The sequence below is a fragment of the Mycobacterium sp. 48b genome (assembly GCF_048282725.1).
In the GTDB taxonomy this organism is placed as follows: Bacteria; Actinomycetota; Actinomycetes; order Mycobacteriales; family Mycobacteriaceae; genus Mycobacterium.
The window spans coordinates 2,202,182-2,224,309 of sequence record NZ_JBLVUL010000001.1; the positions used below are offsets into that span (position 1 = coordinate 2,202,182).

The following is a 22,128-nucleotide window of genomic DNA, read 5'->3' on the forward strand; positions in this document are numbered from 1 at the left end:
GTCTCGCGTCAGCCGTTCTTGCCGTGCTCGCCATCTTTCTGGGCGCCGCGGCCGCCGGCGCCTCCGGTACCGCCTGGATCGCCGGGCCCACCGTCGCCGCCGTCGCCGCCGTAGGCACCTGATCCGCCGGTGCCGCCGTCACCACCGCGACCTCCGGTGCCGGCTCGGCCGCCCTTGCCGCCCTTACCGCCGTAGTGACCGGACTGGCTGTTCGAGGTATTGCCGCCCAGTCCACCCCGGCCGCCGTCACCGCCCAGCGCGCCTCCGCTGCCACCCTCGCCGCCGGTACCGCCGTCGTAGTCACCGGACCCTCCATTGCCGCCGGCGCCGCCGGCGCCGCGGCCGCGCGCATCCCCGCCGCGGCCGCCGGTGCCTCCGCGGGAGGGGTCCTTCCCGAAGAAGGATTTGCCGCCGTTGCCGCCGCCCCCTCCCGACCCGGTCAGCACGCCACCCAAACCTCCGTCGCCGCCGTCACCGGCCCGGGACTCCGTCTCGTAGCCCGAAATGGATTCGCCGCCAGTGCCGCCGCGCCCGCCCGTCCCGGTCAACCCGGCGTCCCCGCCCCGACCGCCACGCCCGCCGGCCGCCACTCCGACACCATTGTCGACGGCATTGCTGCCTCCGCCGTCGCCGCCGTCGCCGCCTGACCCGGACAACCAACCGCCCGCGCCGCCGACACCGCCGTCACCGCCCGTCGCATCAGCACCGGTGTAGGCGTACGCGTATCCGCCGCGACCGCCGCGGCCGCCGTGACCGAACGCCCCGCCGTCACCCCCCGAGGCGCCCGCCGCACCGGTGACGGCACCCGTCAGTCGGACGGTGATGCCCGAGTTTCCGCCGTCGCCGCCGTTGCCGAGCAAGCCGGCGTTACCACCACGACCGCCGACAATGCCGTCGCTGCCGCCCGGCACAATGGCCGACCCGGCGCCTTCGCCGTTACCACCGTTGCCCAGCAACAGCCCGCCATTGCCGCCGTCGCGGCCGAGCTTGTCCGGAGCTTCGGTCACGTCGAAGCTGTACCCGTTGCCGATGAGCAGGCCGGCATTGGGATTGTCCTCGGTGCCATTGCGGATGAAGATCGACACCACCGGGATGTTGCCGCCGATGTCTCCGAGTACCCCCGCGATCTGCCCGGGCAGGTCGGCCAGTGAGTTCGCGGTCACGACGGTCGCCCCGCTCGGCGTCGCCAGCACGGCACTCACGGCGGGTCCGCCGCCGCCAGTTGTCACGAAAGTATTTGCGCCCCTTGCTGTGACGCTCGGCTGTGCCCCCGGGCCCGGTGAATGTCGAGGTGAGGTGGTGCGGCCAACCGGCGGGGAGAAGCTCAGCATCGTGCCGCCCGGAACCTGGGTGGCCGAGATTCCCGAACCGGCCAGCTGAACGACGCTGCCGGAAGCTGCGAACGAACTTGGGGTGGCCAATAGTGTCCACCTGGGGGACGCCGAGGGTGTTGACGCGCTGGGTCGGACGGCTGGTGAAGCCCCGGACCGGTCCGGTGGATCCGCGACCAACAAACCTGCTGACGCGAGCGCGCCCATGCTCAACATTGCCGTCACCACTTGGCATCTCACCGAATTCGCCATGCCGCCGCCCCCCGCCGGATCGTCAAGTCCAGAGGAGTATTTCACAGAGTCGTCAATTTTGCCGCGTGACACGGAAGCGAAGTTCGGCTGTGGATCGGACTCAATTCCGGTGAGGTCATCGAGGGTGCAATCGACACGGACCCCGGCGGATGGCGGTGCTCTTGCCGGGTTGCCCAAGAGATCGGTTCGGCTGTGGGTTCGCTGTGCGGTGACACGAGTGCGCCTGAAATCCGCCGACCGCGGGTATGCCTCCTCAATGATCCGGTTCGGCGCCGTGGCGGCATTGTCGGTGTTGGCGGCGATCCTGGCCGCGGTCGCAGTCGTCGGGTCGTGGGGCTGGTGGATCTTGGCCGCGGTGACGCTGTTGTTCGCAGTGGTCGGTTGGTATGACCTGCTCCAGCGGCGGCACTCTGTGCTGCGTAACTATCCCGTCCTGGGGCATATGCGGTACATGTTGGAGACGCTGCGCCCCGAGCTGCAGCAGTACTTCATCGAGCGCAACTTCGACGGACGCCCGTTCGATCGGGACGTGCGGTCCCTGATATACGAACGGGCCAAGGGCACCGCCGCCGAGCTGTCTTACGGCACTGAGCGTGACATCCATGTCGAGGGCTACGAGTACCTCGTGCACTCGACTGCGCCGATCGACCATCCTCTGGAGCCGTTCCGGGTACGCATCGGAGGGCCGGACTGCCGGCACCCCTACGACATGGCGTTGATGAACATCTCGTCGATGAGTTTCGGTGCCCTGTCGGGCAATGCATTGCGCGCGTTGAACAATGGCGCCAAACTCGGCGGTTTCGCTCACGACACCGGTGAAGGTGGGCTGACGCCCTATCATCTGGGCGGCGCCGACGTGGTGTGGGAAATCGGTTCTGGCTACTTCGGTACCCGCACGCGCGACGGCGCCTTCGATCCCGATCAGTTCGCCGACAAGGTCGCCCATGACGCGGTCAAGTGCGTCTCGGTCAAGTTGAGTCAGGGTGCCAAGCCGGGCGTGGGCGGAGTATTGCCGGCTGCCAAGGTCAGCGAGGAGATCGCCCGGTACCGCGGCGTGCCTGCCGGTCAGAAATGCGTCAGCCCCGCAGCCCATTCGACGTTTCACACTCCACGGGAACTGATCGGATTCATCGCCCGGCTGCGCGAACTGGCCGATGGGAAACCGGTGGGGTTCAAGCTGTGCGTCGGCTCGCGAGTCGACATTCTGGCGATCTGCAAGGCGATGCTCGCGGAAGGCATCACCCCGGACTTCATCCTCGTCGACGGCGCCGAGGGCGGGACTGCGGCCGCGCCTCTGGAATACGAAGACCACGTCGGCCTACCGCTCACCGACGGCCTGATGACGGTGCACAACGCACTCGTCGGCACCGGGCTGCGTGATGTCATCCGAGTCGGCGCCAGCGGCAAGGTGGCCACCGGCACCGACATCGTCAAGCGCCTGATCCAAGGTGCCGACTACACCAATGCCGCCCGCCCGATGATGATGGCGGCCGGCTGCATCCAGTCCCAGCGCTGCCACACCAACCACTGCCCGGTGGGGGTGGCCACACAGGACCCGCGGCGGGCACGTGCCCTCGACGTCGCCGACAAGAGCCAACGGGTGTACCGGTATCAGCGTGCGACGGTGGCGCAGGCGATGCGCTTGATGGCGTCGATGGGCGTCGCTGACCCGGCACAGCTTTCACCCCACCTGCTGCGGAAACGCGTGTCCGCGACCGAGCAGCGTTCCTACGCCGAGCTGTTCGAGTGGCTTCCCGCCAAAGTGCTCCTGAGCGAACCGCCCGAGAGCTGGCGGGCGGACTGGGAAGCCGCAGCGCCGGATTCATTCACACCTATTGGAACACAACGTATTTGACACCAGCTGGAAGGACTGCCATGCCTACCGTCGCCTCCGCCCTCGTATCGGCCCTCGCTGGACTGGGGGTCCGACAGATCTGGGGCGTGGTCGGTGACGCGCTCAACCCGATCACGAATGCCATCCGTACCCAGGACGAAGTGGAATGGATCGGCGTCCGACACGAAGAGGTCGCCGCATTCGCCGCGGGCGCGCAGGCCCAACTCACCGGGTCCCTCGGTGTCTGCATGGGAACGGTGGGCCCAGGTTCGCTGCATCTGCTCAACGGCCTCTACGACGCCAAGAAGTCCCACGCCCCAGTGCTTGCTGTCTGCGGCCAGGTGCCCACCTCGGAGATGTGGAGCAGCTTCTTCCAGGAGATCGACAACGACGCGGTGTTCGCCGACGTCGCGGTCTTTCACGCCACGGTCACCGCGCCGGCCCAGTTTCCGTTCCTGCTGGAGCAGGCGGTCAATTCAGCGCTGGCGCGGCGCGGCGTCGCCGTGCTCACCGTGCCCGGCGACATCGGTGATCAGGAGACTGGTGATTATCTGGCGTCTTTCGCGTTTCCCCGCGCCGGCCAGGTCCCCGCGCCCGACGATGTCGACGCGGCAGCCGCACTCCTCAACGCCCCGGGAAACGTCGCCATGTTGGTGGGATGCGGAGGCCGTGACGCACGCGAGGAGGTGCTGTCGGTCGCCTCGACCCTGGCTGCACCGATGGTGCTCACCATGAAAGGAAAAGAGGGACTGGAAGGCGAGAATCCCTACCAGATCGGCCAATCCGGGCTGATCGGCAACCCGGCCGCCCACCTGGCCTTGCATCAAGCCGACACCCTGCTGCTGGTAGGCACCGATTTCCCGTACCGGGACTGGTTGCCCCAGGACAAGAAGGTCGTGCAACTCGACCACAGGCCCGAACACATCGGCCGACGGTTGCCGGTCAGCACTGCGTTGGTGGGTGATGCGAAAGGGACTCTGGCCCAGCTGCTTCCGAAATTGCAGCGTCGGGAGGGCACGAAGTTCCTGGATCATCACCGTGCTGAATTCGATACGTGGCGGGCGGCCCAACGTCGGCTGGCCGAACCCGACCACGACCGCAAACTGTTGGGAAGAATTCGTAAGCACCTCGACAACCCCGATGAGTTGATCCGGCCCGAACTGGTGGCGGTCGCCGTCGACGAAGCTGCCGCCGACGATGCCATCTTCACCACCGACACAGGCATGTCAGCGGTCTGGCTGTCCCGTTTCGTCGAGATGCGCCGAGGACGAAGGCTTCTGGGGTCTTTCAACCTTGGATCGATGGCAAACGCGATGCCCCAGGCTCTGGGCGCTTCGGCGCTGGACCGGCAGCGTCAGGTCATCGCGTTCTGTGGAGACGGCGGACTGATGATGCTGTTGGGCGACCTGCGGACAGCGGTCACCTACGAGCTGCCCGTGACGTTCGTGGTCTTCAACAACAACCGACTGGGCATGGTGAAACTCGAACAGGAACAGAGCGGGTTGCCCGAGTACGGCACTCAGCTGGACAACCCCGACATCGCGGCCGTCGCCACCGCGATGGGGCTGCATGCTCAGCTCGTCACCTCCCCGGACGACGTCGCCTCGGCAGTCGCCACCGCGCTGGCCCACCAAGGCCCGGCACTGTTGGACATCCGGACCAACCCCGACGAGATATCGGTGCCGCCCAAGCCAACCGTCGAACAGGGCTGGGGATTCGCCATCGCCAAGATCAAAGAGACTCTCAATAGCCGCGAATAGTGCGAATACCTTGACTCCAGATTCCGCGCGGTATGGATCCTCAGTCGTCGTCGGCGCCGGCCTCCGACTTCTTCTGGCCTGGTTTCTCGGCAGCCGACTCGGCACCGAACACACCAACGGCCACCCGAACCCGGGTGGCCGTTGGGCTTGCAGACAGGTCTAGCCCTTGTCGAGCAGCCGCTCGATGTTGTTGACGCCGGCCGGGCTGATGCCGGACTTCTCGTCGCTGGCGAGCACGATGAACCCGGGGCCCTGGTGGTTCTTGGTGATCAGCAGGGTCTCGTTGCCCATCCCGAAGCTGGGGTCCTGCTTCTTGATCGGCGCGACGATCTGGGTGTTCAGCGCGGCGAAGAAGTTCTGGTCGATGTTGTCGGTGTTCCAGGCCCGGTAGCCGCGGGCGCTCTTCTCGATCGGTCCCGCCTGGGTGTGCCCACGCACCCCGATCACCGAGGTCTTCCAGGCCTTCTCATCCCTGGTGACCTTGTGGTTCTTGACGGCCTGGTCGATGTCGGCGCGGGCCGTGGGATCAAGCAGGGTCACGTGGATGTGCAGCTGATCCTGGCCGCGGTTGTCGGCGGAGTTGATGCCAAGCGCCCAGTCCGGAGCCTGGCCCTGGTTGCCCGGCGGCAGAATGCTGACCTGCTCGAAGGCGTCCTTGAAGTAGTGGGGAGCACTGGCATCCACCAGGTTGTCGCATTCGATGCCGGTCTCGCGGGCCGTCGGGATCACCAGCAGGTCGGTCAGCTGCGCGGGGTGGTGCCCTTGCCGGACCGCGTAGCCGCGGGACTTGTCCCCGCCGGGGAATACGACGTCGATCGCGCCGTCCTTGTGCTTCGGCGTGGCGAATTTGACGTCCTTCCAGAGATCGACGTTGTCGTGCACGTTTCCGCACGGTCCGAACTCGGCGGCCTGCGCGCCGGCGGTCGGCGCGACGGCGAGTCCCATTGCCGGCACGGCCGCCGCGGCGGCGATGAGTGCGGCGCGGCGGAAGAAGCCGATGCGGTTGGTGGTGTTGGTGGTCATGTTGTGTTCCCCTCGGTCGGTGTTGGTGTGTTGAAAACACCATCCCGTCTGGGAGTCGCCGCGTCTGTCCGCTGGTCAGGCTATGAATCGGCGGAATTGTGGGTCCACCGATCGGGGGAACCGCGTCCGCGGTCCTACGATCGATCGGTATGACCAGCAAGCCTGCTTTGATCTTGGCCTTGGCGGCATTCGCCGCAGCTGTCCCGACTGCCACCGCCGCGCCGGCCGCGGCGGCGCCGTGCCCCGATGTTCAGGTGGTGTTCGCCCGCGGCACCAATGAGCCACCCGGCCTGGGCAGTGTCGGCGGTCCGTTCGTCGACGACCTGCGGGCCCGGGTGGCTCCGCGCACCGTCGACGGGACCCCGGTCGATTACCCGGCGACCAATGACTTCAACGTCAGCACCCCGGCCGGCACTGACGCGGCGCGGTCCCTCATCGAGTCCGTCGCGGCCGGCTGCCCGAATACGAAGATGGTGCTCGGCGGCTACTCACAGGGCGCGGCGGTCATCGAAAAGGCCACCAACGAGGCGTCTCCTCAGGTCGCTGACCATGTCGCGGCCACCGCACTGTTCGGTACACCCCTCACCAGTTTCTCGGGACTTCTGGCCGCCGGGCAGACGCTGCCGATGCTGGCACCGCAGTACACGGCCAACTCCATCGCCCAGTGCAACGAGGGCGACCCGATCTGCTGGGAAGGCGGCTGGGACATGGGTGCCCACGTGTCCTACGTGCAGTCCGGAAAAGTTGCTCAGGCAGCCGATTTCGCGGCCGGCAAGCTCTGACAGCGCTGCGCTCAGTTGAGTCTGCGGACGTTCTGGGCGCTCACGGCGGAGCCGTCCCACCTCAGGTCGGCAGTCATCTTCATGGTGGGACAGCATTCGCCATCGTCGGGACCGCTGGCCAGCCAGTTCACGTGCGCGACACCATCACTGATCGACAGGTCGGTCACGACCTCGCGGCTGTGCGTGAGGTCGCCCAGGTTCACCCCACCCAACAGCGTCGGCCCGGCCGTGTAGAGCTGCACGGTCTCTGGCCAGGGCACCCCGCCGGCGCTGCAGTCGGTCACCATCGCGGCATCGGCGTTGGCGCCGCCGGTGAGGTTGCCGAACGCGACCTTGTAGCTCCGGTCCGGCTCGTCGTTTCTCTGGGCGATCCTCACCGAACCGGGATGTGAATCTTGCGGCGGGAGTTCCCCGTTCACCAGGTTGCCCGGATCGTGCTGGCACAGCGCCGGTACCGGTGCGGACAGCAAGTCCTGCAGCGTGACCGGGCTGCCGGCGGCCGGGGGCGCTGGAGACGGGTCGGCGCAGCCTGTCGCCGACGCGAACACGCCGGCCACCAGTACGCCGACCGCACCCGTCAGCCTGATCATCGCGTTGCCGATTTTCATGTCCGCCCCCTCACAGCGTCTTCCAGGTCAGCGCACGCCGAACCTTGGCGCCGGGGCGGGTACCGGCTCCCTGGGACCTTGACCAGAGCAAGGCGACGGCTTTCCTCGTCCCACGTCGAGAAGGCGATCTTCGAATCTTCGTGAACGATGCGGGCGCCGAATACCGTCCCATACCAAGCGATTACCTCGTCGCTGCGCGCGGTCTTGACCACCCAGTGCGCCAGGTACTCCGGTGCCAGCCGGTTCCCGTCCCTGGCGTCGCTGCCCTGCATGCCTTGCACGCTCATCCGTCAAGTGTCGTGCGGGGCAGCAGGGCTGCGTAGCGTAGTCGGCTACCTAATTCTGTCGTCCCGCGTATGGGTCGCTCCCGCGCTACAGCCGGTTCATACTGCACAGATGCGTGCCCGGGCTGGTATCGCGGCGTCGACGGCTGCGATCGCACTGTTGACGGGATGTACTTCGGGGGTCGGTCTGTCCGACGTGAAGATCGTGATCGACGGCGACGTCCACACCCTGGCCGCGCAGGTCACCTGCACCAGGTTCCCCGACGGCAACCTGCTGATCTACGCCTCGCCGTCGGCGACGAATCACCGACAGAGTGTGCGGCTCATGCTGGCGACGACACACCGCCTGGTCGTCACGGCGGCGGGCTTCCATATCCCCGAAGGCAGTGGATTCACCAAGGACTCGCAGGAGATGACGGCCATCAAGGTTGACGATGCCTACACGGTCAGCGGACGGATGCCTGCCGAGGAGGGGCCGGGATGGCGCCAGGTCAAGATCGAGATAGCCTGCCCCGGGTACCAACGGCCAAAGGGACCACCCGACACAGTGCCCGCGATCGGGAGCCCCTGACCGGCCGGAAGGTCGGCAATTTTGTGCATCCCGTGGTCCCACAGGCGATACTGCGTCTATAACGAACGACCAGGGGGATCGGCAGTGGATTCGCGCGTCGGCACGACGTTCGGTAAGTACTCCATCACGCGCCTGCTCGGCAGGGGTGGGATGGGGGAGGTGTACGAGGCCTTCGATACCGAAAAGAACCGCACCGTCGCCCTGAAGATCCTCGCCGACCAATACTCACACGACACCACGTTTCGCACCCGATTCCAACGCGAATCCCACGCCGCCGCGGTCCTGCAGGAGCCGCATGTCATCCCCATCCACGACTGGGGTGAGATCGACGGCAACCTGTACATCGACATGCGCCTGGTGCAGGGCGCAACGCTGTCGGATCTGATCGCCCACGGACCGCTCGCGCCGGCCCGGGCGGTGGCCATCGTCACCCAGATCGCCGCCGCACTCGACGCGGCACACACCGCCGGATTGATCCATCGCGACATCAAGCCGCAGAACATCATCGTCACCCCAGCCGATTTCGCCTACCTTGTCGACTTCGGCATCGCGGAGAGCCAGGGGGACAGCCATCTGACCACCGCCGGATCGCGCATCGGCACCCTGAATTACATGGCGCCCGAACGGTTCACCGGTCAGGTCGTGACACCGGCGGTCGATTCCTATTCGTTGGCGTGTGTGTTGTACGAATCGTTGACCGGCCACCCGCCGTTCATCAGTGACAGCCTGGAAAGCGTGCTCGCCGCGCATGTCTCGGCTCCACCCCCGCGCCCCAGCATCGCCAATCCCACGGTGCCCTCGACTTTCGACGATGTGGTGGCACGGGGCATGGCCAAAGATCCCGATGACCGATACGGGACTGCAGGTGGACTGGGCCGTGCGGCGCAGCGAGCGCTGCAGGCCGGCTCGGCGCCATCGACTCTGCCGCACCAGGCGCCGACGCTTGCCGCACCGCTTTCCGGCCCCGCCAGCGTTCCGATACCGGCTCAGCCCGTTGCGGAGCCTGCGCACCCCGAGTCTCGTGGTCGGGGTTGGGTGCTGCCGACCGTCATCGCGGTGGCGGCTGCCTTGATCCTCGGTGGTATCGGCGTCGTGATCGGCGTGCTCGTCACCAACGCCGGACAACCCACGGACTCTCCGCCTGCGGCGTCGGAGCGGGACCCGGCGAGGGGCGGCGGTCCAATGCCACCGTTGGTCACCGGACCTGATCAGAGCAGCCTGCACCAGTCGTGCGACGACGGTTTCGCGGTGACCACCGGCACCGGATTCGGCAGCCGCGCCGGACGCGGAACCGCCGAAACCTCATGCCTTTTCACCAACAGCGTGCTGACGTCGTACTGGGCCGAATACGGCAACGCGAGCCCGTTGCCGCGCGCGGTGTCGGCACCGGGCGCCGTGGACTGCGGCAAGGTGCCCGGCGCACTGTGCGACGGCTCCAACTTCCTGATGCACTGCCAGCAGTCCCCGGGCGACAGCTGGATCACCTGCACCGGCGGCAAGAACGCCCGCGTCTACCTCTGGTGAGCCGGGCAGTGACCTGTGGGCAGGCCGCCCAGACGTTCACGCAGCCAGCTAGCCATCGTGGTGAGTGCCGCGGTTCCGTCCTCGAACTTCCCCGAATCCGGCAGCGCCGCCAACGCCACCGAGACCCTTCCCGCCGGGGTGGTCAGCACACCGAGCTGGCGGACCAGATACCCACCCGTCGGTGACGGTCCCCAGCCGCCTTTGAGGCGGCTGTCCGCAATCGTCCCGATGCCCCACCGCTGATCGGATTCGACACGGCCCATGAGGTCGAACACGGGCTCATTCTCTTTGTCGCACACGGCGACCGAGGTGAACCTCACCTGGTCGGTCAACGACCAGTCGGTCTGGCCTGACGCGCTGAACTCGGGCCGCACGCGTTGCGATTGGACAATCGTCGGGTCACCGGTCTGCCGCAGGACCGCCTCGACTTTGTCGGCAGCTTCGGCCGGTGTGCCCAGGCTCTCCCAGATCGATTCCGCTGCGGCATTGTCAGATTGGGTGATAGCAGCGGTCATCGCCTCGGTGACCCGCGGGGGCTCCTCCTCGCGCAACGCGGCGATGATCAACGGCACCTTGATCGTCGACCAGGCGGGGCCGCTCTTCCACTGTCCCAAGGATATTGGCTCCGCCCCGGGTCCGACCCCGCTGAGCGCGATGCCCGCCACGGCATGCAACTCGGGCTCCAGCTGGGCGAAATCCGCGGCCAGTGACGTGGCAGCCGTGGAGCGCTCCGGTGCGGACCCGCGGGAACCGAGGTGAGTCCCGATGAACACCCCCGCGGCAAGCGTGATCACGGCGAAGATGGCGATGAGGGTCCACAGCCGGCCGCTGCGAAGAGATGTCACGGCGCGCCGCCTTGCAGTTCGAAGGTGAACTCGCGGCCGCAGATGCGGATGTGGTCACCGTCGCCGACGGTGGCGCTCGGGCGGATGCGCTCCTGCCGCACCTGCACACCGTTGGCCGACTGCAGATCGGTGATGACGAAACTGCTTCCGGTGTCGATGATCACCGCGTGGTGACGGCTGATCTCGGCATCGTCGAGCACGATGTCGTTGTCGGGCAGCCGCCCGATCCGGGTGACGTTCGGCCGCAACGGATACCGACGCCCTGCCGGGTCGCGTAGCGCGGCGGCCGTCGAACCTCGGCTGGCCGCGGTGCGTCCGGCGCTAACTGTACGCGCCGCGGTGGCCATGGCGACCTGCCGGATCTCGAGGCGCTCCTGACGCAGGATTCGCGCATGCAGCGCGCTGAGTGTGGGCCCGGGATCGATGCCGAGTTCCTCGGCCAGCACTGACTTGACGCGCCGGTACGCCTCGAGCGCATCGGACTGCCGCTCGGCGACGTAGTAGGCCGTGATCAACTGGGCCCATACCGGTTCCCGGTACGGATGCTGGGCGACGAGGTCTTCGAGGTCGGCGATGACGGTCGAGGCGCGCCCGCAGGCGATCTCGGCCTCGGCGCGGCTGGTATGCACGAGCACGTGGTCCTCGGCCAGGGCCGCAGCAAAGGCGTCCGCGAATCGGAATCCACGGAGATCCTCGAGGACCTCGCCGCGCCATTGCGCCAGAGCTGCGGCCAGGTGCGTACCGGCCGACTCGAACCGTCCGGCCGCGGCGGCGGTTATCCCCGCGGACTTCTCGGCGATGAACCGGTCCAGATCACAACTGCCGGCAGCCACGTTGAGCCTATAACCGGGCGCCGCTTTGACGAGCGCGGCATGCGTGTCCCGGTTAGAGCTGCCGAGCAGTCGGCGCAGATTGGACACATGGGTGTGGATGGTGGCGCGGGCAGCGGGCACCGGTTCGCCGTCCCAGACGGCGTCGATCAGCGATTCGGTGCTGATCGCCCGATTGCGGTTGATGAGCAGGAATGCCAACACCGCGCGCTGTTTGGGCGTACCCAGCGCGACAGTCGCACCGTCCACGGTGACCTGCAGCGGCCCCAGCAGGCCGAACCCGAGACGAGTACTGCTCATCACAAGCCTTCCCGGTGTACGGCGCGGTCCGCATCTCATTGTGACGCCAGGCGGCGCTACCGCAAGGATCCGTTGAGAATCCTGCAAGGTGTCGGCGTCATCGTTCCGGCATGACCACGATTTCGCACCTCCCCGCCCGGTACGACGACGCTGCCGGACTGGATTCGCTGCTCGACGACTTGGCCGGCGTCGCGGTCAGGGGCGAGGTCCCAGGCCCGGACCTGCTGACCAGGGTCGCCGATGCGCGCCCGGCGTTGGCCGCGATGGCGGCCGTCCCCAACGACGGTGAGCCCTACTCCCGGACGATCCTGCGCGTCGATGACGAAGTCGAGATCATGCTGGCCCGATGGCGACCAGGGCGACGCTGCGCACCCCACGACCACGGCGGGGCAGGCGGTTTCGTCATCGTCCTGCAGGGCCGGTTCGAGGAGCGGCGGTTCGGCTGGGACGGTCCACGGCTGTCCGTCATCAGCCGCACCGAACACCTGGCCGGCGAGGTCACGAGCATCACCAGCGAGGTGATCCACGATATGGCCGGCCTGGACGGCGGATTGACCCTGCATTTCTACAGTCCGCCTGCGACCAGCATGCGGGTGTTCGATCTGGATCGCTCCGAGGTGCTGGAGTTGGTCGGCAACTATGGAGCCTGGATTCCGCAAGAGCCGCACCCGCGTGTCCCGTTCGCTCAGGTATCCCCTGAAACGGTAGCCGCGCCGGTGATCTGGGTGGCACACACCACGCACTACCGGGGCGGATCGGCAGAGTTCGCGGTGGCTGCGGCGACCATGGCGCGTGAGCTGGCCGCCGCCCACCCCGACGCCGAGGTCATGGTGTCGGGTCTGCATCGCAAGGCGGACTTCACCGCGCAGCTCACCCGGCTGTCCGAGGCCGGTCGCGTGATCGATCAGCTGCACCTCATCAGCCATTCCGGAATGTACGGCCCGATGTTCGGATCGACCGACTGGCCCGAGCAGTTCTCACCGCACGAATGGCGGTCGATGGCAATCCCTTTCACCGCCACGGGCCGCGCCTATTTTCATGCCTGCCGCACCGCGCGCTGGTTCGCGCCGTTCTTCGCCAACGTGTTCGGTGTACCGGCGTTCGGAAATCGCGACTACACCACGGTGTCAACGCGTAAGGACCGGTTCTCCTGGGCGGGTCGCCGCCCGACGTCGCGCTCCGATCTTTATCTGATCGACGCGCCGGGACGGAAGTCGCACGGGCCGCTCGGTGCCGCCCGCAAGTACCTCGGAGCGGCGGCGCAGCCGCCGGTGCTCAGCATGCCGGACCCCGCCGGTGCTGTCGGGTCGTACGATCCGGTGGCCGAGCTCTATGACCGTGCCTACGCCGACATCAGGGTGCGCGGCACCGAGTGGCGGTGGGTGTCCGAACGCGCCGCACATACCCGCGCTGAACTCGGCCGGGGGCTTCGCGTGCTTGAAATCGGTTGCGGCACTGGTGCGTTGCTACGTGCATTGGACGACGACGGTGTACTCGATTTCGGCATCGGCGTGGACATCTCCGCCGCGATGCTGGCCCAGGCGCGCAGGCGTGGCCGGAATCGTCCGCGGCTGCGGTTCACCGCTGTCGATGGTCCGCAGCTCGACCTCCCCGACGATCACGTCGACGTGGTGATCTGCTTCCTGTCATTCCGGTATCTGGATTGGGATCCGGTGATGGCCGACATCCGTCGGGTACTGGCGCCCGGCGGACAGCTCTGGGTGGTCGACATGGTCGAGCATCCGATACGGGTTCGCGAACTCCCGGTGCTGGCCCGGTCGGCGCTCGCGCACGTGCGCACCCGACGGGCCCGCCCGCAGTTCGCCGCTGATCTGACCACCTTGACCAGTCATCCGGCATGGCGGGAGATGCTGCGGCACAATCCGATCCGCGCCGAACACGAGTACCGCTGGTACTTCGCCAGCCGGTTCCCCGGCACCCAGTTGCGGCTGCTGACCGCGACACCGTCACAACGGGTGATGGCCTTCGACTCCGGTCCCCTCGACAAGGGGCTCACGGCCCCGCTCACCTATCCATGACACTGGCTCCGTGCCTCGGCATCGTCGACTGGGGCATCGGCGGCATCGGGTTGGTGCGCGAACTGGACCGGTGCGCGCCCGGATTACCGGTGCTGTACTGGTCGGACGCGGGAGTCACGCCCTACGGCCGGATGCGCGGCGCGGACCTGACGGTCCGGCTCTACGCCGTGGTCTCCGAGCTCGTCCGCCACGGCGCCACCGAAGTGGTGCTGGCCTGCAATGCAGCGAGCACGGTCGCCCCGCGCCTGAGCCAGGCGCCGGTTCCGGTCGAGGGCATCATCGGTCACGGTCTGGCGTCGGTGCCCGACCACGTCCAAGGACCCGTCGGCGTCGTCGGCGGGCGCCGCACCATCGCTAGCGGCTGCTACCGGCGAGGGCTGGCCCGGCCCGGCCGCGAGGTGCTGTCTCGGGTGGCGCAACCGTTGTCGGCGCACATCGAGGCTGGCAGCACCAGCTCACCGGAGTTCGTCGCCGACCTGCGCCGGATCGTGGCCCCGCTGCAGCGGGCCCAAGCCGTGGTCTTGGCGTGCACCCACTATCCCGCCGTGAGGGACTGGTTCGCCGACGCCTTGCCCGACGCCGCGCTGATCGACCCGGCCCAGCGGCTGGCCGCCGCGATCGCCGCGCGCCATCCAGCCGCGCAGGCCGGCCCTGTAGCCGCAAGGTCCTATCTGACCAGCGGCGATGTCGAAGCCATGCGTCGTGGTGCGGAGCTCGCCTGGGGAGTGGAACTCGTCGCCGAACCGGCCGCCACCGCCGACGAACTCAGCACGAGATTCCATTGAGAATTCCGCAAGACGGTCCCCGCATGCTCAATGCCATGAGCACACAACCGCGTCACCTCATCCCGTTCGTCACCGCGGCGGCCGCCCTCATCGCCCTCCCCGCAACCGCGAACGCCTGCCCGGCGCCACCCAAGTTCGTCACCCCGTCGGGCAACATCTGGTGTCTGGTCCCGAACGGCTTCGACGGCCGCAACGGCGTCGTCTGCGAGATCCGGGACCACACCTACACCCCGCCGGCCAAGCCGGCGGACTGCCACCTGGACTGGGGCGACCGGGTCAGCCTGAAACCAGGCAGCGCACCCGAGGTGCACTGCCACGGCGACACCATCTTCGACAACGGAATGCCCACGCTGGCGTACGGTCGGACGCGCTCGGCCGGACCGATGAAGTGCGAGTCGCAAGCGGCGGGCGTCACGTGCACCGACACCAGCACCGGACACTTTTTCCGGATGTCGCGCGAATCCCTCGAACTCGGTTAGGGCTCCCGCGGCCATCTCACCGAATTCCGTCCGACGGAGCGCCGACCCCCGCTAGCGTGACAAAGGTCGGATTCGATGTAACGGGGGGCGAATAATGACGCGTGTAGCCGCATGGGTTGGTGCTGGGGTTTTCACGGCGGGACTATCGGCGGCCGTGCTGGCCGGGGCAGGAACCGCCAATGCCGAGGAGGGTGGCGCGTCGAAGCCCGACACGAAGCCGAACGCCACGCAGAACGACTCCGCGCCGCGGTCTCAGCACCGGAAAACGCGTGCAGCGAAACAACAGCCGAAATCCGAGATCTCGGGCGCCACGGCCACCGATGCGAAGCCCAAGACCAGACAACGTGGCGAGTCCGTGTCGACCAAGGCTCGTGCCGCGATCCGGGATTCGGTCAGTGATGTACGGAAAGCCGTGCGCGACGCCGGCGATGCCACCCGCGACGTCGTAGACGACGCGACCCGCACCGTCACGGAGAAGACGGTACGTGCGGCTGAGGTCCGGGTCCGGCCACCGCTCAGCATCCGGTCGGCGCTCGCGGAGCCAGGCGAGGGTGTTCGCGCCCCGGCATTGCGACCGAAGTCGGCAACCGAGCTGCGCGACAGCTTGATCGGGACATTGCGCGACGCTGCGGAGCCTGCCGACCCGGGCCACGCCGACGCGCGCCCCGAAGGCCTCGCCTCGGCAACCGCGGCTCAGCAGAACGACCCGGTCGAGGCGATCCACGACGTGATCCGCAGCCTCGGCGCACTGGCGCTCAATCCCGAGCCGCAGAACTATCCCAAGCCGTTGTCGGTGATCACCGGTGTCGTTTTCGACACCGTCGCCGCTTTTGAGCGCGCCGTGGGCGGCGACCCGGTGGTCCCACCGGAACTGCGTGACTCCGTCGAGGTCAGCACCTCCACCCTGGTCATCTCCGAAGGTCACGAAGTCGAATCCAACTGGTATTTCCCCACATCCGAGAACGGTGACCCGCCAACCCGGATGATCTATCTGCAGCACGGCTTCCTGGCGAACGGACCGCTCTACAGCTACACCGCGTCGTATCTTGCCCACACGACCAACAGCATCGTGGTCACCACCACGTTCACCTCGAACCCGTTCGAGGAAGACGGCATGTGGCTCGGCGGCGACAACCTGCACGAGGCGGTCGCGCAATTGTTCCTCGATCCCGACCGCACGGCGCTGAACGCCAGCATGGACACCGCCGAGCTGAAGGCCGGCCACACCGAGAATCTCGACGTGCCGACGCAGTTCGTCCTGGTCGGTCACTCGCTGGGCGGCGGGTTCGCGCCCGGGGTGGCCGGGTACTACGCCGAGGGGTTGAGCCGCCGGCGCGAGCAGGGGCTGGACGCACCCAACGAGTTTGCCGGCGTGGTGATTTACGATGCGGTGCCGATGGGCTCGATCATCCCCGATGCGATGGACCGGCTCGATGCGCTGGAGACGAACGGGACGGCTGACCCCAGCGACGACGATCCCAACGACTACATCCCGATCTATGAGATCGGTGCCCCGCTGAACTTCCTCAACGTGTTCAGCGATGTCAACGACCAGCTCACCGAGGCGAGGCCGGGACAGTTCACCGGCGTCGTCCTCGAAGGCGGCGTGCACATGGACCCGATGCAGGGCGGCAACCCGCTGATCCAGGCCACCGCGTACCTCATTGCCGGATTCCCGCAGCCGCAGAACCCGCTGGCCGTCCGAGAGCTGTCCGCCGGGTGGATCAACGACATGTTCGACGAGAAGATCGATCCCACGACCGGGACCTGCCAGACCGACTGTGCCGGGCAGTACGGCGACGGCGACGACTCGTTCACGATCACCACGGCACGGGGAGACGCCGTAGCGGTGCTGATCGGAACGCAGAAGGCCACCGATCTCACGTCATTGCGAGCCATCAGCCTGACCGACTTCGTCTCCGCGATCCCGGCCGGGGTGCTCAACGGAGTCGTGACCACCTGTGATCTGTTCACCGGGGGCAAATGCTCGGTGTAGCTCAGCGCGATCGACGTAGTGTTCAAGCATGACCGAAGCCCTGCCCAAGTCTGCTCTGGAACTCCGGTCGCTGGTGACACCGGACGGCACGCTCGAGTTGTCGCTGCACGAGGTCGAGGTGCCGACCCCGGGCCCGGACGACGTCGTGGTCCGGGTCGAAGCGTCGCCGGTCAACCCGTCTGATCTGGGCCTGCTGATTCCCAGCTCCGCCGACATGTCGGCCGCGACGGTCGCGGGCACGCCGGAACGTCCCGTCGTCACCGCACCACTGCGGGAGGGGGCACTGTCCGGTCTGTCGGCCCGCATCGGTGCCTCGCTGCCGGTCGGCAACGAAGGCGCGGGCACTGTGGTGGCGGCGGGGGAGTCGGCACCGGCGCAAGCCCTGCTCGGCAAGACTGTCGGCATCGCCGGCGGCGGGATGTATGCGCAGTACCGCGTGGTCAATGCCGCGGCATGTCTGGTACTGCCCGACGGGGCGACGGCGAAGGACGGGGCATCGTCGTTCGTCAACCCACTCACGGCGCTGGGGATGCTGGAAACCATGCGCCGCGAAGGACATTCGGCTCTGGTGCACACGGCCGCGGCGTCGAATCTGGGTCAGATGCTCGTCAAGGCGTGTCTCGCCGATGGCGTCCCATTGGTCAACGTCGTCCGCAAGACCGAGCAGGAAGAGATCCTGCGCGGTCTGGGCGCTGTACACGTCTGCAACTCGTCGTCCCCGTCGTTCGAGGCCGATCTCGTCGAGGCACTCAAGGCGACGTCGGCGACACTGGCGTTCGACGCCACCGGTGGTGGCACGTTGGCGAGCCAGATCCTCAACGGCATGGAGCAGGCGGCCAATGCGACCGCGGCGCAGTACTCCCGGTACGGGTCGGCCGTACACAAGCAGGTGTACATCTACGGCAGCCTCGATACCGGCCCCACCGTCCTCACCAGAAACTTCGGGATGGCCTGGGGCGTGGGCGGTTGGCTGCTCACCCCGTTCCTCGCCGGCGCCGGGCCGGAGACCATCGCGAGGTTGCGCGCCCGCGTCGCCGCGGAGCTCACCACGACGTTCGCGAGCGCCTACACCCAAGAGGTCTCATTGGCCGGCCTGCTCCAGCCCGACGCGTTCAACAGCTACCTGCAGAAGGCCACCGGCGAGAAATACCTGGTGACGCCTCAGGCCTGAGGGCCGTCCACTCTCACCGGTCGGTGATGTCGGCGTACTCCGGATGTTTATCGATGTACTCGGCGACCATCCAGCAGGTCGGCACGATGCGCAGCCCCGCGGCGCGGGTGGATCGCAACGCCTCGGCGATGAGGATCGTCGCCAGTCCACGGCCGCGGTACTGCGGCTGAACCTCGGTGTGCGGAAAGATCCGGCGGCCGTCACGATCGTGGTAATCGGCGAGCCCCACCGTCTTGCCCTCGACATCGATGGTGAAGCGGTCAGGGTGTTCCGTCACGCTGGTCGCAGCACCGGTGCGGTCGAGATGGGTCCCGGAACTCACATGTCCTCCTCCGCGGTTTCCCTACGATAGCCGCGGCGGGCGTCGCCCCGGCGATCCCGGCATTTGCTGATGAGGCTTGGACACCGGTGTTACGTTCGAAAAATGGATCAAAAGCTGATGAAACGCGCAGGTGCGCTGGCCGCAGCTTTCGCCATCACGGGGGCGGCGGCCATTGCATGCTCAGAGGAATCGAAAGACAACACCAGGGACGCCTTGTCCAGTGCCACTAGTGCCGCGTCGTCGGCCTATGACGCGGGCACGAGCAAGGCCAAGGAGGGGGCCAGCTCCGCCTCGAGTGCGGTCTCGTCGGCCATGGAAGGCGCACCCAGCACGGTGAACGCTCCAGGCGTCGGCGAAGTGGTACTCGATGCCCCCATCGCCGACGAGTACTCCGACGCCGGCGGTGAAGCCAAACTCGGTCCACCGACGGCACAACCGGAGAAGGTCGGCGACGGCACCGTGCAGGCATTCGCCAACGGCACCATCTTCTCGTCGCCATCGGCCGGCACCCACGTGGTGCAGGGCGAGATCCTGCGGGTGTACACCGCGAACGGCGGCGCGGCGGGCAAGTTGGGCTTCCCCACCGAAGACGAGGAACAAACGGCCGGTGGTCCCGATGCCGCCAACGGTGGTTGGATCAGCGAATTCCAGCACGGCACCATCAGCTGGTTGAACAAGGGCAACGGCGTCTTCGCAGAGACCGTCACCACGAAGTAGCGGCTGCCCGCTCTACCGGGCCTACCAGACGCGCACGTAGTCCACGAGCATGTCGGCCGGGTAGGTGCCCCCGCTGGGGTCTTCGCCGCCCGATCCCGCGACCGCGAGGTTCAACACCACGAACATCGTGTAGCCGGGCTGATTGAAGGGCCAGTCAGGCAGCTGGCTCGCCGAGACCTCGAAGTAGGGCTTGGCGCCTTCGGTGTAGTCCTGCCAGAACCGGGCGCCGTTGGCGTCCCACTGGGTACGCCAGGTGTGCCAGCCGGTGTCGACGGCGATGTTGTGGGTCTCCCATTCGCCGCCGTTGGACTTGGCGTGCACGGTGGTGGCCGACGGCCATTTGCCGTTGCCGTACCACTCGACGATGTCGAGTTCGCCCTCGCCGAGGGTGCCCAGCCAGAAGGCCGGCCAGGCGCCCGGGGTCAGGCAGTTGAACTTGATCCGCGCCTCCCAGGTATGGCCGGCGCCGCCCTCCCACACGCTGGCCAGCTTGGCGCCGTAATACGCGTCGCCTTCCTTGGTGGCCCGGATGACGAGATTGCCCTTGCCGTCGAGGAACGCGTTCTTGCGGTCATCGCGGTACTGCCCGATGCGGCCGGGCTGCTCCCAGTAGGTGGGTTCCTTGAAGGTCTCGCGAGCCTTGGCGATGGTCCACTTCGCGGTGTTCGGCGACGAGCCCGCGGGCCCGTCGAATTCGTCCGCGAACACGTAGCTTGCCGCGGCTTGCGGTGCTGACGGTGCCGGGACGGGCGGTGTCTGGGGCTTGGTCGGGAGCGCCTGGGCTTGCGGGGCGGGCAGTGCCGCCGCCATCACGCCCAGACCTGACAACATCATCATTTTTCGACGATCCAAGTTGGCCATGTTGGACCACGATAGCCGCGCGGCGTGCGGGAGTAGCGATTGAGCGGTTTTGCCAGCGGTGCGCACAGTTCAGAGCGTTCCCATAACGAACGCTTCATCTCTCCTCAGCTAGCGACGGGACAGTGGGTTATATGACCACGCCGATCGAATCATCGCGCCGGGCGAACTCCCATTCCGCGCCCGTTATCCGGCGTCGGGCATGGTGGCGAAGCGCGCCGGCCGCGGCACTGGTGCTCGCCGGTGCGTTCGTCGCGCTGCTACTCGGCGTCGCGACCGACGGGCAGTGGGCGACCGTGCTGGCCTCACTGGCCGGCTTCGCGACTGCCATCACGGTGATCGCCGCCGTGGCGACCAGTTGGGAACACCTCGTCGTCAACGCCCGGAGTGCCGGGTTGGTCGAGTTCGAGGTCGAGTCCCGCTAACTGTGGACCTTAGGTCAGTCCGCGGGTACCGGTGAGCGGTCTTCGCGTGCCAGCTAAGTCGAGTGCCGGCTGAGGTGTCGCGTCACATCGCCGCACGGTCAATCCTGCTGTGTCCGAGGCGTGTTCGTGTGAGATGCTCTGCGCGTCAATTTGTGGGCACCGGGTCGGGGCGAATTCAGGGAGTGCGATCGTGAGACTTGTCATGGGCATTATTCCGGCGATGGTTCTTGCCGGAACGGCTGTCGGTTTTGCGGGCCCGGCCGCCGCCGAGGAGCTCAACGGCACCTACCGGTATGACCACGACGGTCCGTCGACCTGGAGCACGTGGACGGTGACGTCATGTGGCCAGGGATGCGCCGACGTGTCGGCCACCGGTGGCGCGACGTGGGCACCCTATGGCGGTCAGGCCCACCTGGAGGCCGGGCGTTGGACGATGGTGAGCCCGTGGCCCGACGCGGGGACCTGTGAGGGCACCCCGCTGACCGCCTCGCGCACGCTCGCCTGGGACGACGCGACACTCGTGGGCTCCGGGTTCGCCACCTGGGAAGCCAGCGACTGCGGCCCGGCCGAGCGCAGTGACCGGTTCTCGTTCACGCTGACGAAGCTGTCCTAGTGGCCTTGGCCTGACCGCAATCTCGATGACCCACGCCCTCCTCATGCGATAGTCACCATCAGGCCCGGTACCGCATCGGAGGGGATTGTGGGTAGTCGAGACAAGCACTACTGGCGGCGGTCGTTCTGGGCACTGGTGGGCGTGGCCATTCTCGGTTTCGGAGCGGCCGTGCTGCGCGTGGCGCAGGTGGGCGTGGATCCCTACACCGCGGCCAACATCGGCATCAGCAACACGATCGGGCTGGACCTCGGTACCTACCAACTCATCAGCAACGCCGTGCTGCTGATCCCGGTCTTCTTCTTCGGCCGTATGTACATCGGGATCGGCTCGATCATCAACATGGTCATGACCGGGTACTTCGTCCAGTGGTTCTCGGCGCTGCTGACCCCATTGGTCCCCAGCGAGCCAACCCGGTTGGTGCAGACCGTGATGTTCCTCGTCGGGATCACGTTGTTCGCCGCCGGCGCGTCGATGTACATGACAGCCGCGCTGGGCAATGCGCCGTACGACGCGATCGCCCCGATCATCGTCGATCACACCCGCCTGCCGTACCGGGTGGTGCGGGTGGCCCAGGACCTCGCGTTCGTCGCGTTGGCGCTGGCGTTCCACGGACAGGTCGGCATCGGCACCGTGATGACGGCGTTCTTCGCCGGTCCGCTGATCGACTTCTTCACCGAGAAGGTCAACAAGCCGCTGATGAAGAAGGATCTGGCGGCACTCGAGGCGTTTCAGGAGCGCGTGAAGACAACCCGCTGGCACTTCTGATCGAACAGCGCATC

22 protein-coding genes are annotated in these 22,128 nt (G+C 67.2%); 14 read left to right on the forward strand and 8 right to left on the reverse strand.

Features of this window, described 5'->3' with window-relative positions; all coding sequences use genetic code 11:
• Positions 1 to 8: 8 nt before the first annotated feature.
• Positions 9 to 1,202: a hypothetical protein gene (locus ACNQR1_RS10725; protein ID WP_418045914.1), complete on the reverse strand. Its 1,194-nt coding sequence runs from the start codon at positions 1,200 to 1,202 to the stop codon at positions 9 to 11.
• A 637-nt stretch (positions 1,203 to 1,839) separates the two neighbouring features.
• Between ACNQR1_RS10725 and ACNQR1_RS10730 the strand changes: the two genes are divergently transcribed.
• Together ACNQR1_RS10730 and ACNQR1_RS10735 are read left to right on the forward strand one after the other, a co-directional pair.
• The gene (locus ACNQR1_RS10730) at positions 1,840 to 3,438 is read left to right on the forward strand and encodes an FMN-binding glutamate synthase family protein (protein ID WP_418050336.1); all 1,599 of its coding nucleotides are present in this window, start codon (positions 1,840 to 1,842) and stop codon (positions 3,436 to 3,438) included.
• 20 nt (positions 3,439 to 3,458) lie between these two features.
• Complete coding sequence (locus ACNQR1_RS10735; protein WP_418045916.1) at positions 3,459 to 5,177, forward strand: thiamine pyrophosphate-dependent enzyme; 1,719 nt, start codon at positions 3,459 to 3,461, stop codon at positions 5,175 to 5,177.
• Between the two features lie 159 nt (positions 5,178 to 5,336).
• Here ACNQR1_RS10735 and ACNQR1_RS10740 read toward each other — a convergent pair whose 3' ends face one another.
• Positions 5,337 to 6,200 carry a CDP-diacylglycerol diphosphatase gene (locus ACNQR1_RS10740; protein WP_418045918.1) on the reverse strand — a complete coding sequence of 288 codons (864 nt, stop codon included), beginning with the start codon at positions 6,198 to 6,200 and terminating at the stop codon, positions 5,337 to 5,339.
• Between the two features lie 149 nt (positions 6,201 to 6,349).
• On the opposite strand from ACNQR1_RS10740, the gene ACNQR1_RS10745 reads away from it, so the two are divergent.
• A complete protein-coding gene (locus tag ACNQR1_RS10745; RefSeq protein ID WP_418045920.1) occupies positions 6,350 to 6,982 on the forward strand; it encodes a cutinase family protein in 633 nt (210 codons plus the stop codon).
• 11 nt (positions 6,983 to 6,993) lie between these two features.
• On the opposite strand, the gene ACNQR1_RS10750 is transcribed toward ACNQR1_RS10745, so the two are convergent.
• Both ACNQR1_RS10750 and ACNQR1_RS10755 read right to left on the reverse strand, forming a co-directional pair.
• Positions 6,994 to 7,590, reverse strand: a complete 597-nt coding sequence (locus ACNQR1_RS10750; RefSeq protein WP_418045922.1) for a hypothetical protein — start codon at positions 7,588 to 7,590, stop codon at positions 6,994 to 6,996.
• Complete coding sequence (locus tag ACNQR1_RS10755) at positions 7,587 to 7,877, reverse strand: hypothetical protein (RefSeq protein ID WP_418045924.1); 291 nt, start codon at positions 7,875 to 7,877, stop codon at positions 7,587 to 7,589. The genes ACNQR1_RS10750 and ACNQR1_RS10755 overlap by 4 nt, the downstream gene beginning before the upstream one ends.
• Positions 7,878 to 7,986: 109 nt before the next feature.
• On the opposite strand from ACNQR1_RS10755, the gene ACNQR1_RS10760 reads away from it, so the two are divergent.
• Positions 7,987 to 8,445: a lipoprotein LpqH gene (locus tag ACNQR1_RS10760; protein WP_418045926.1), complete on the forward strand. Its 459-nt coding sequence runs from the start codon at positions 7,987 to 7,989 to the stop codon at positions 8,443 to 8,445.
• A gap of 84 nt (positions 8,446 to 8,529) precedes the next feature.
• Positions 8,530 to 9,969 (forward strand): protein kinase domain-containing protein, encoded by a 1,440-nt coding sequence (locus ACNQR1_RS10765; protein WP_418045928.1) that lies wholly within the window; start codon positions 8,530 to 8,532, stop codon positions 9,967 to 9,969.
• On the opposite strand, the gene ACNQR1_RS10770 is transcribed toward ACNQR1_RS10765, so the two are convergent.
• Together ACNQR1_RS10770 and ACNQR1_RS10775 are read right to left on the reverse strand one after the other, a co-directional pair.
• Positions 9,957 to 10,814, reverse strand: a complete 858-nt coding sequence (locus ACNQR1_RS10770) for a hypothetical protein (RefSeq protein ID WP_418045930.1) — start codon at positions 10,812 to 10,814, stop codon at positions 9,957 to 9,959. The genes ACNQR1_RS10765 and ACNQR1_RS10770 overlap by 13 nt on opposite strands.
• Entirely contained in the window at positions 10,811 to 11,944 is a 1,134-nt protein-coding gene (locus ACNQR1_RS10775) for a BTAD domain-containing putative transcriptional regulator (protein WP_418045932.1), read from the reverse strand. Before ACNQR1_RS10775 ends, ACNQR1_RS10770 begins: the two co-directional genes overlap by 4 nt.
• Before the next feature lie 110 nt (positions 11,945 to 12,054).
• On the opposite strand from ACNQR1_RS10775, the gene ACNQR1_RS10780 reads away from it, so the two are divergent.
• From ACNQR1_RS10780 to ACNQR1_RS10800, 5 genes are all read left to right on the forward strand, one after another.
• Positions 12,055 to 13,983 carry a methyltransferase domain-containing protein gene (locus tag ACNQR1_RS10780; protein ID WP_418045934.1) on the forward strand — a complete coding sequence of 643 codons (1,929 nt, stop codon included), beginning with the start codon at positions 12,055 to 12,057 and terminating at the stop codon, positions 13,981 to 13,983.
• A complete protein-coding gene (locus ACNQR1_RS10785; RefSeq protein ID WP_418045936.1) occupies positions 13,980 to 14,768 on the forward strand; it encodes a glutamate racemase in 789 nt (262 codons plus the stop codon). Before ACNQR1_RS10780 ends, ACNQR1_RS10785 begins: the two co-directional genes overlap by 4 nt.
• A 35-nt stretch (positions 14,769 to 14,803) precedes the next feature.
• On the forward strand, positions 14,804 to 15,247 hold the full coding sequence (locus ACNQR1_RS10790) for a DUF6636 domain-containing protein (protein ID WP_418045938.1): 444 nt from the start codon (positions 14,804 to 14,806) through the stop codon (positions 15,245 to 15,247).
• A gap of 94 nt (positions 15,248 to 15,341) precedes the next feature.
• On the forward strand, positions 15,342 to 17,243 hold the full coding sequence (locus tag ACNQR1_RS10795) for a hypothetical protein (protein WP_418045940.1): 1,902 nt from the start codon (positions 15,342 to 15,344) through the stop codon (positions 17,241 to 17,243).
• A gap of 28 nt (positions 17,244 to 17,271) precedes the next feature.
• Positions 17,272 to 18,414 (forward strand): zinc-binding dehydrogenase, encoded by a 1,143-nt coding sequence (locus ACNQR1_RS10800; RefSeq protein WP_418045942.1) that lies wholly within the window; start codon positions 17,272 to 17,274, stop codon positions 18,412 to 18,414.
• Positions 18,415 to 18,427: 13 nt separating this feature from the next.
• On the opposite strand, the gene ACNQR1_RS10805 is transcribed toward ACNQR1_RS10800, so the two are convergent.
• A complete protein-coding gene (locus ACNQR1_RS10805; RefSeq protein ID WP_418045944.1) occupies positions 18,428 to 18,736 on the reverse strand; it encodes a GNAT family N-acetyltransferase in 309 nt (102 codons plus the stop codon).
• A 102-nt stretch (positions 18,737 to 18,838) separates the two neighbouring features.
• Here ACNQR1_RS10805 and ACNQR1_RS10810 point away from each other — a divergent pair, with 102 nt between their 5' ends.
• Positions 18,839 to 19,453 carry an LGFP repeat-containing protein gene (locus ACNQR1_RS10810; RefSeq protein WP_418045946.1) on the forward strand — a complete coding sequence of 205 codons (615 nt, stop codon included), beginning with the start codon at positions 18,839 to 18,841 and terminating at the stop codon, positions 19,451 to 19,453.
• Positions 19,454 to 19,474: 21 nt separating this feature from the next.
• Here the strand turns inward: ACNQR1_RS10810 and ACNQR1_RS10815 are convergent, their stop codons facing one another.
• The gene (locus ACNQR1_RS10815) at positions 19,475 to 20,314 is read right to left on the reverse strand and encodes a 1,3-beta-glucanase (RefSeq protein WP_418045948.1); all 840 of its coding nucleotides are present in this window, start codon (positions 20,312 to 20,314) and stop codon (positions 19,475 to 19,477) included.
• A 131-nt stretch (positions 20,315 to 20,445) separates the two neighbouring features.
• Between ACNQR1_RS10815 and ACNQR1_RS10820 the strand changes: the two genes are divergently transcribed.
• The 3 genes from ACNQR1_RS10820 to ACNQR1_RS10830 all read left to right on the forward strand — a co-directional run bounded on the left by ACNQR1_RS10820 (position 20,446) and on the right by ACNQR1_RS10830 (position 22,114).
• Positions 20,446 to 20,736, forward strand: coding sequence for a hypothetical protein (locus ACNQR1_RS10820; RefSeq protein ID WP_418045950.1), 291 nt, complete (start codon positions 20,446 to 20,448; stop codon positions 20,734 to 20,736).
• 190 nt (positions 20,737 to 20,926) lie between these two features.
• Positions 20,927 to 21,349 carry a hypothetical protein gene (locus ACNQR1_RS10825; RefSeq protein ID WP_418045952.1) on the forward strand — a complete coding sequence of 141 codons (423 nt, stop codon included), beginning with the start codon at positions 20,927 to 20,929 and terminating at the stop codon, positions 21,347 to 21,349.
• An 87-nt stretch (positions 21,350 to 21,436) separates the two neighbouring features.
• Positions 21,437 to 22,114 carry a YczE/YyaS/YitT family protein gene (locus tag ACNQR1_RS10830; RefSeq protein WP_418045954.1) on the forward strand — a complete coding sequence of 226 codons (678 nt, stop codon included), beginning with the start codon at positions 21,437 to 21,439 and terminating at the stop codon, positions 22,112 to 22,114.
• Positions 22,115 to 22,128: the final 14 nt, after the last annotated feature.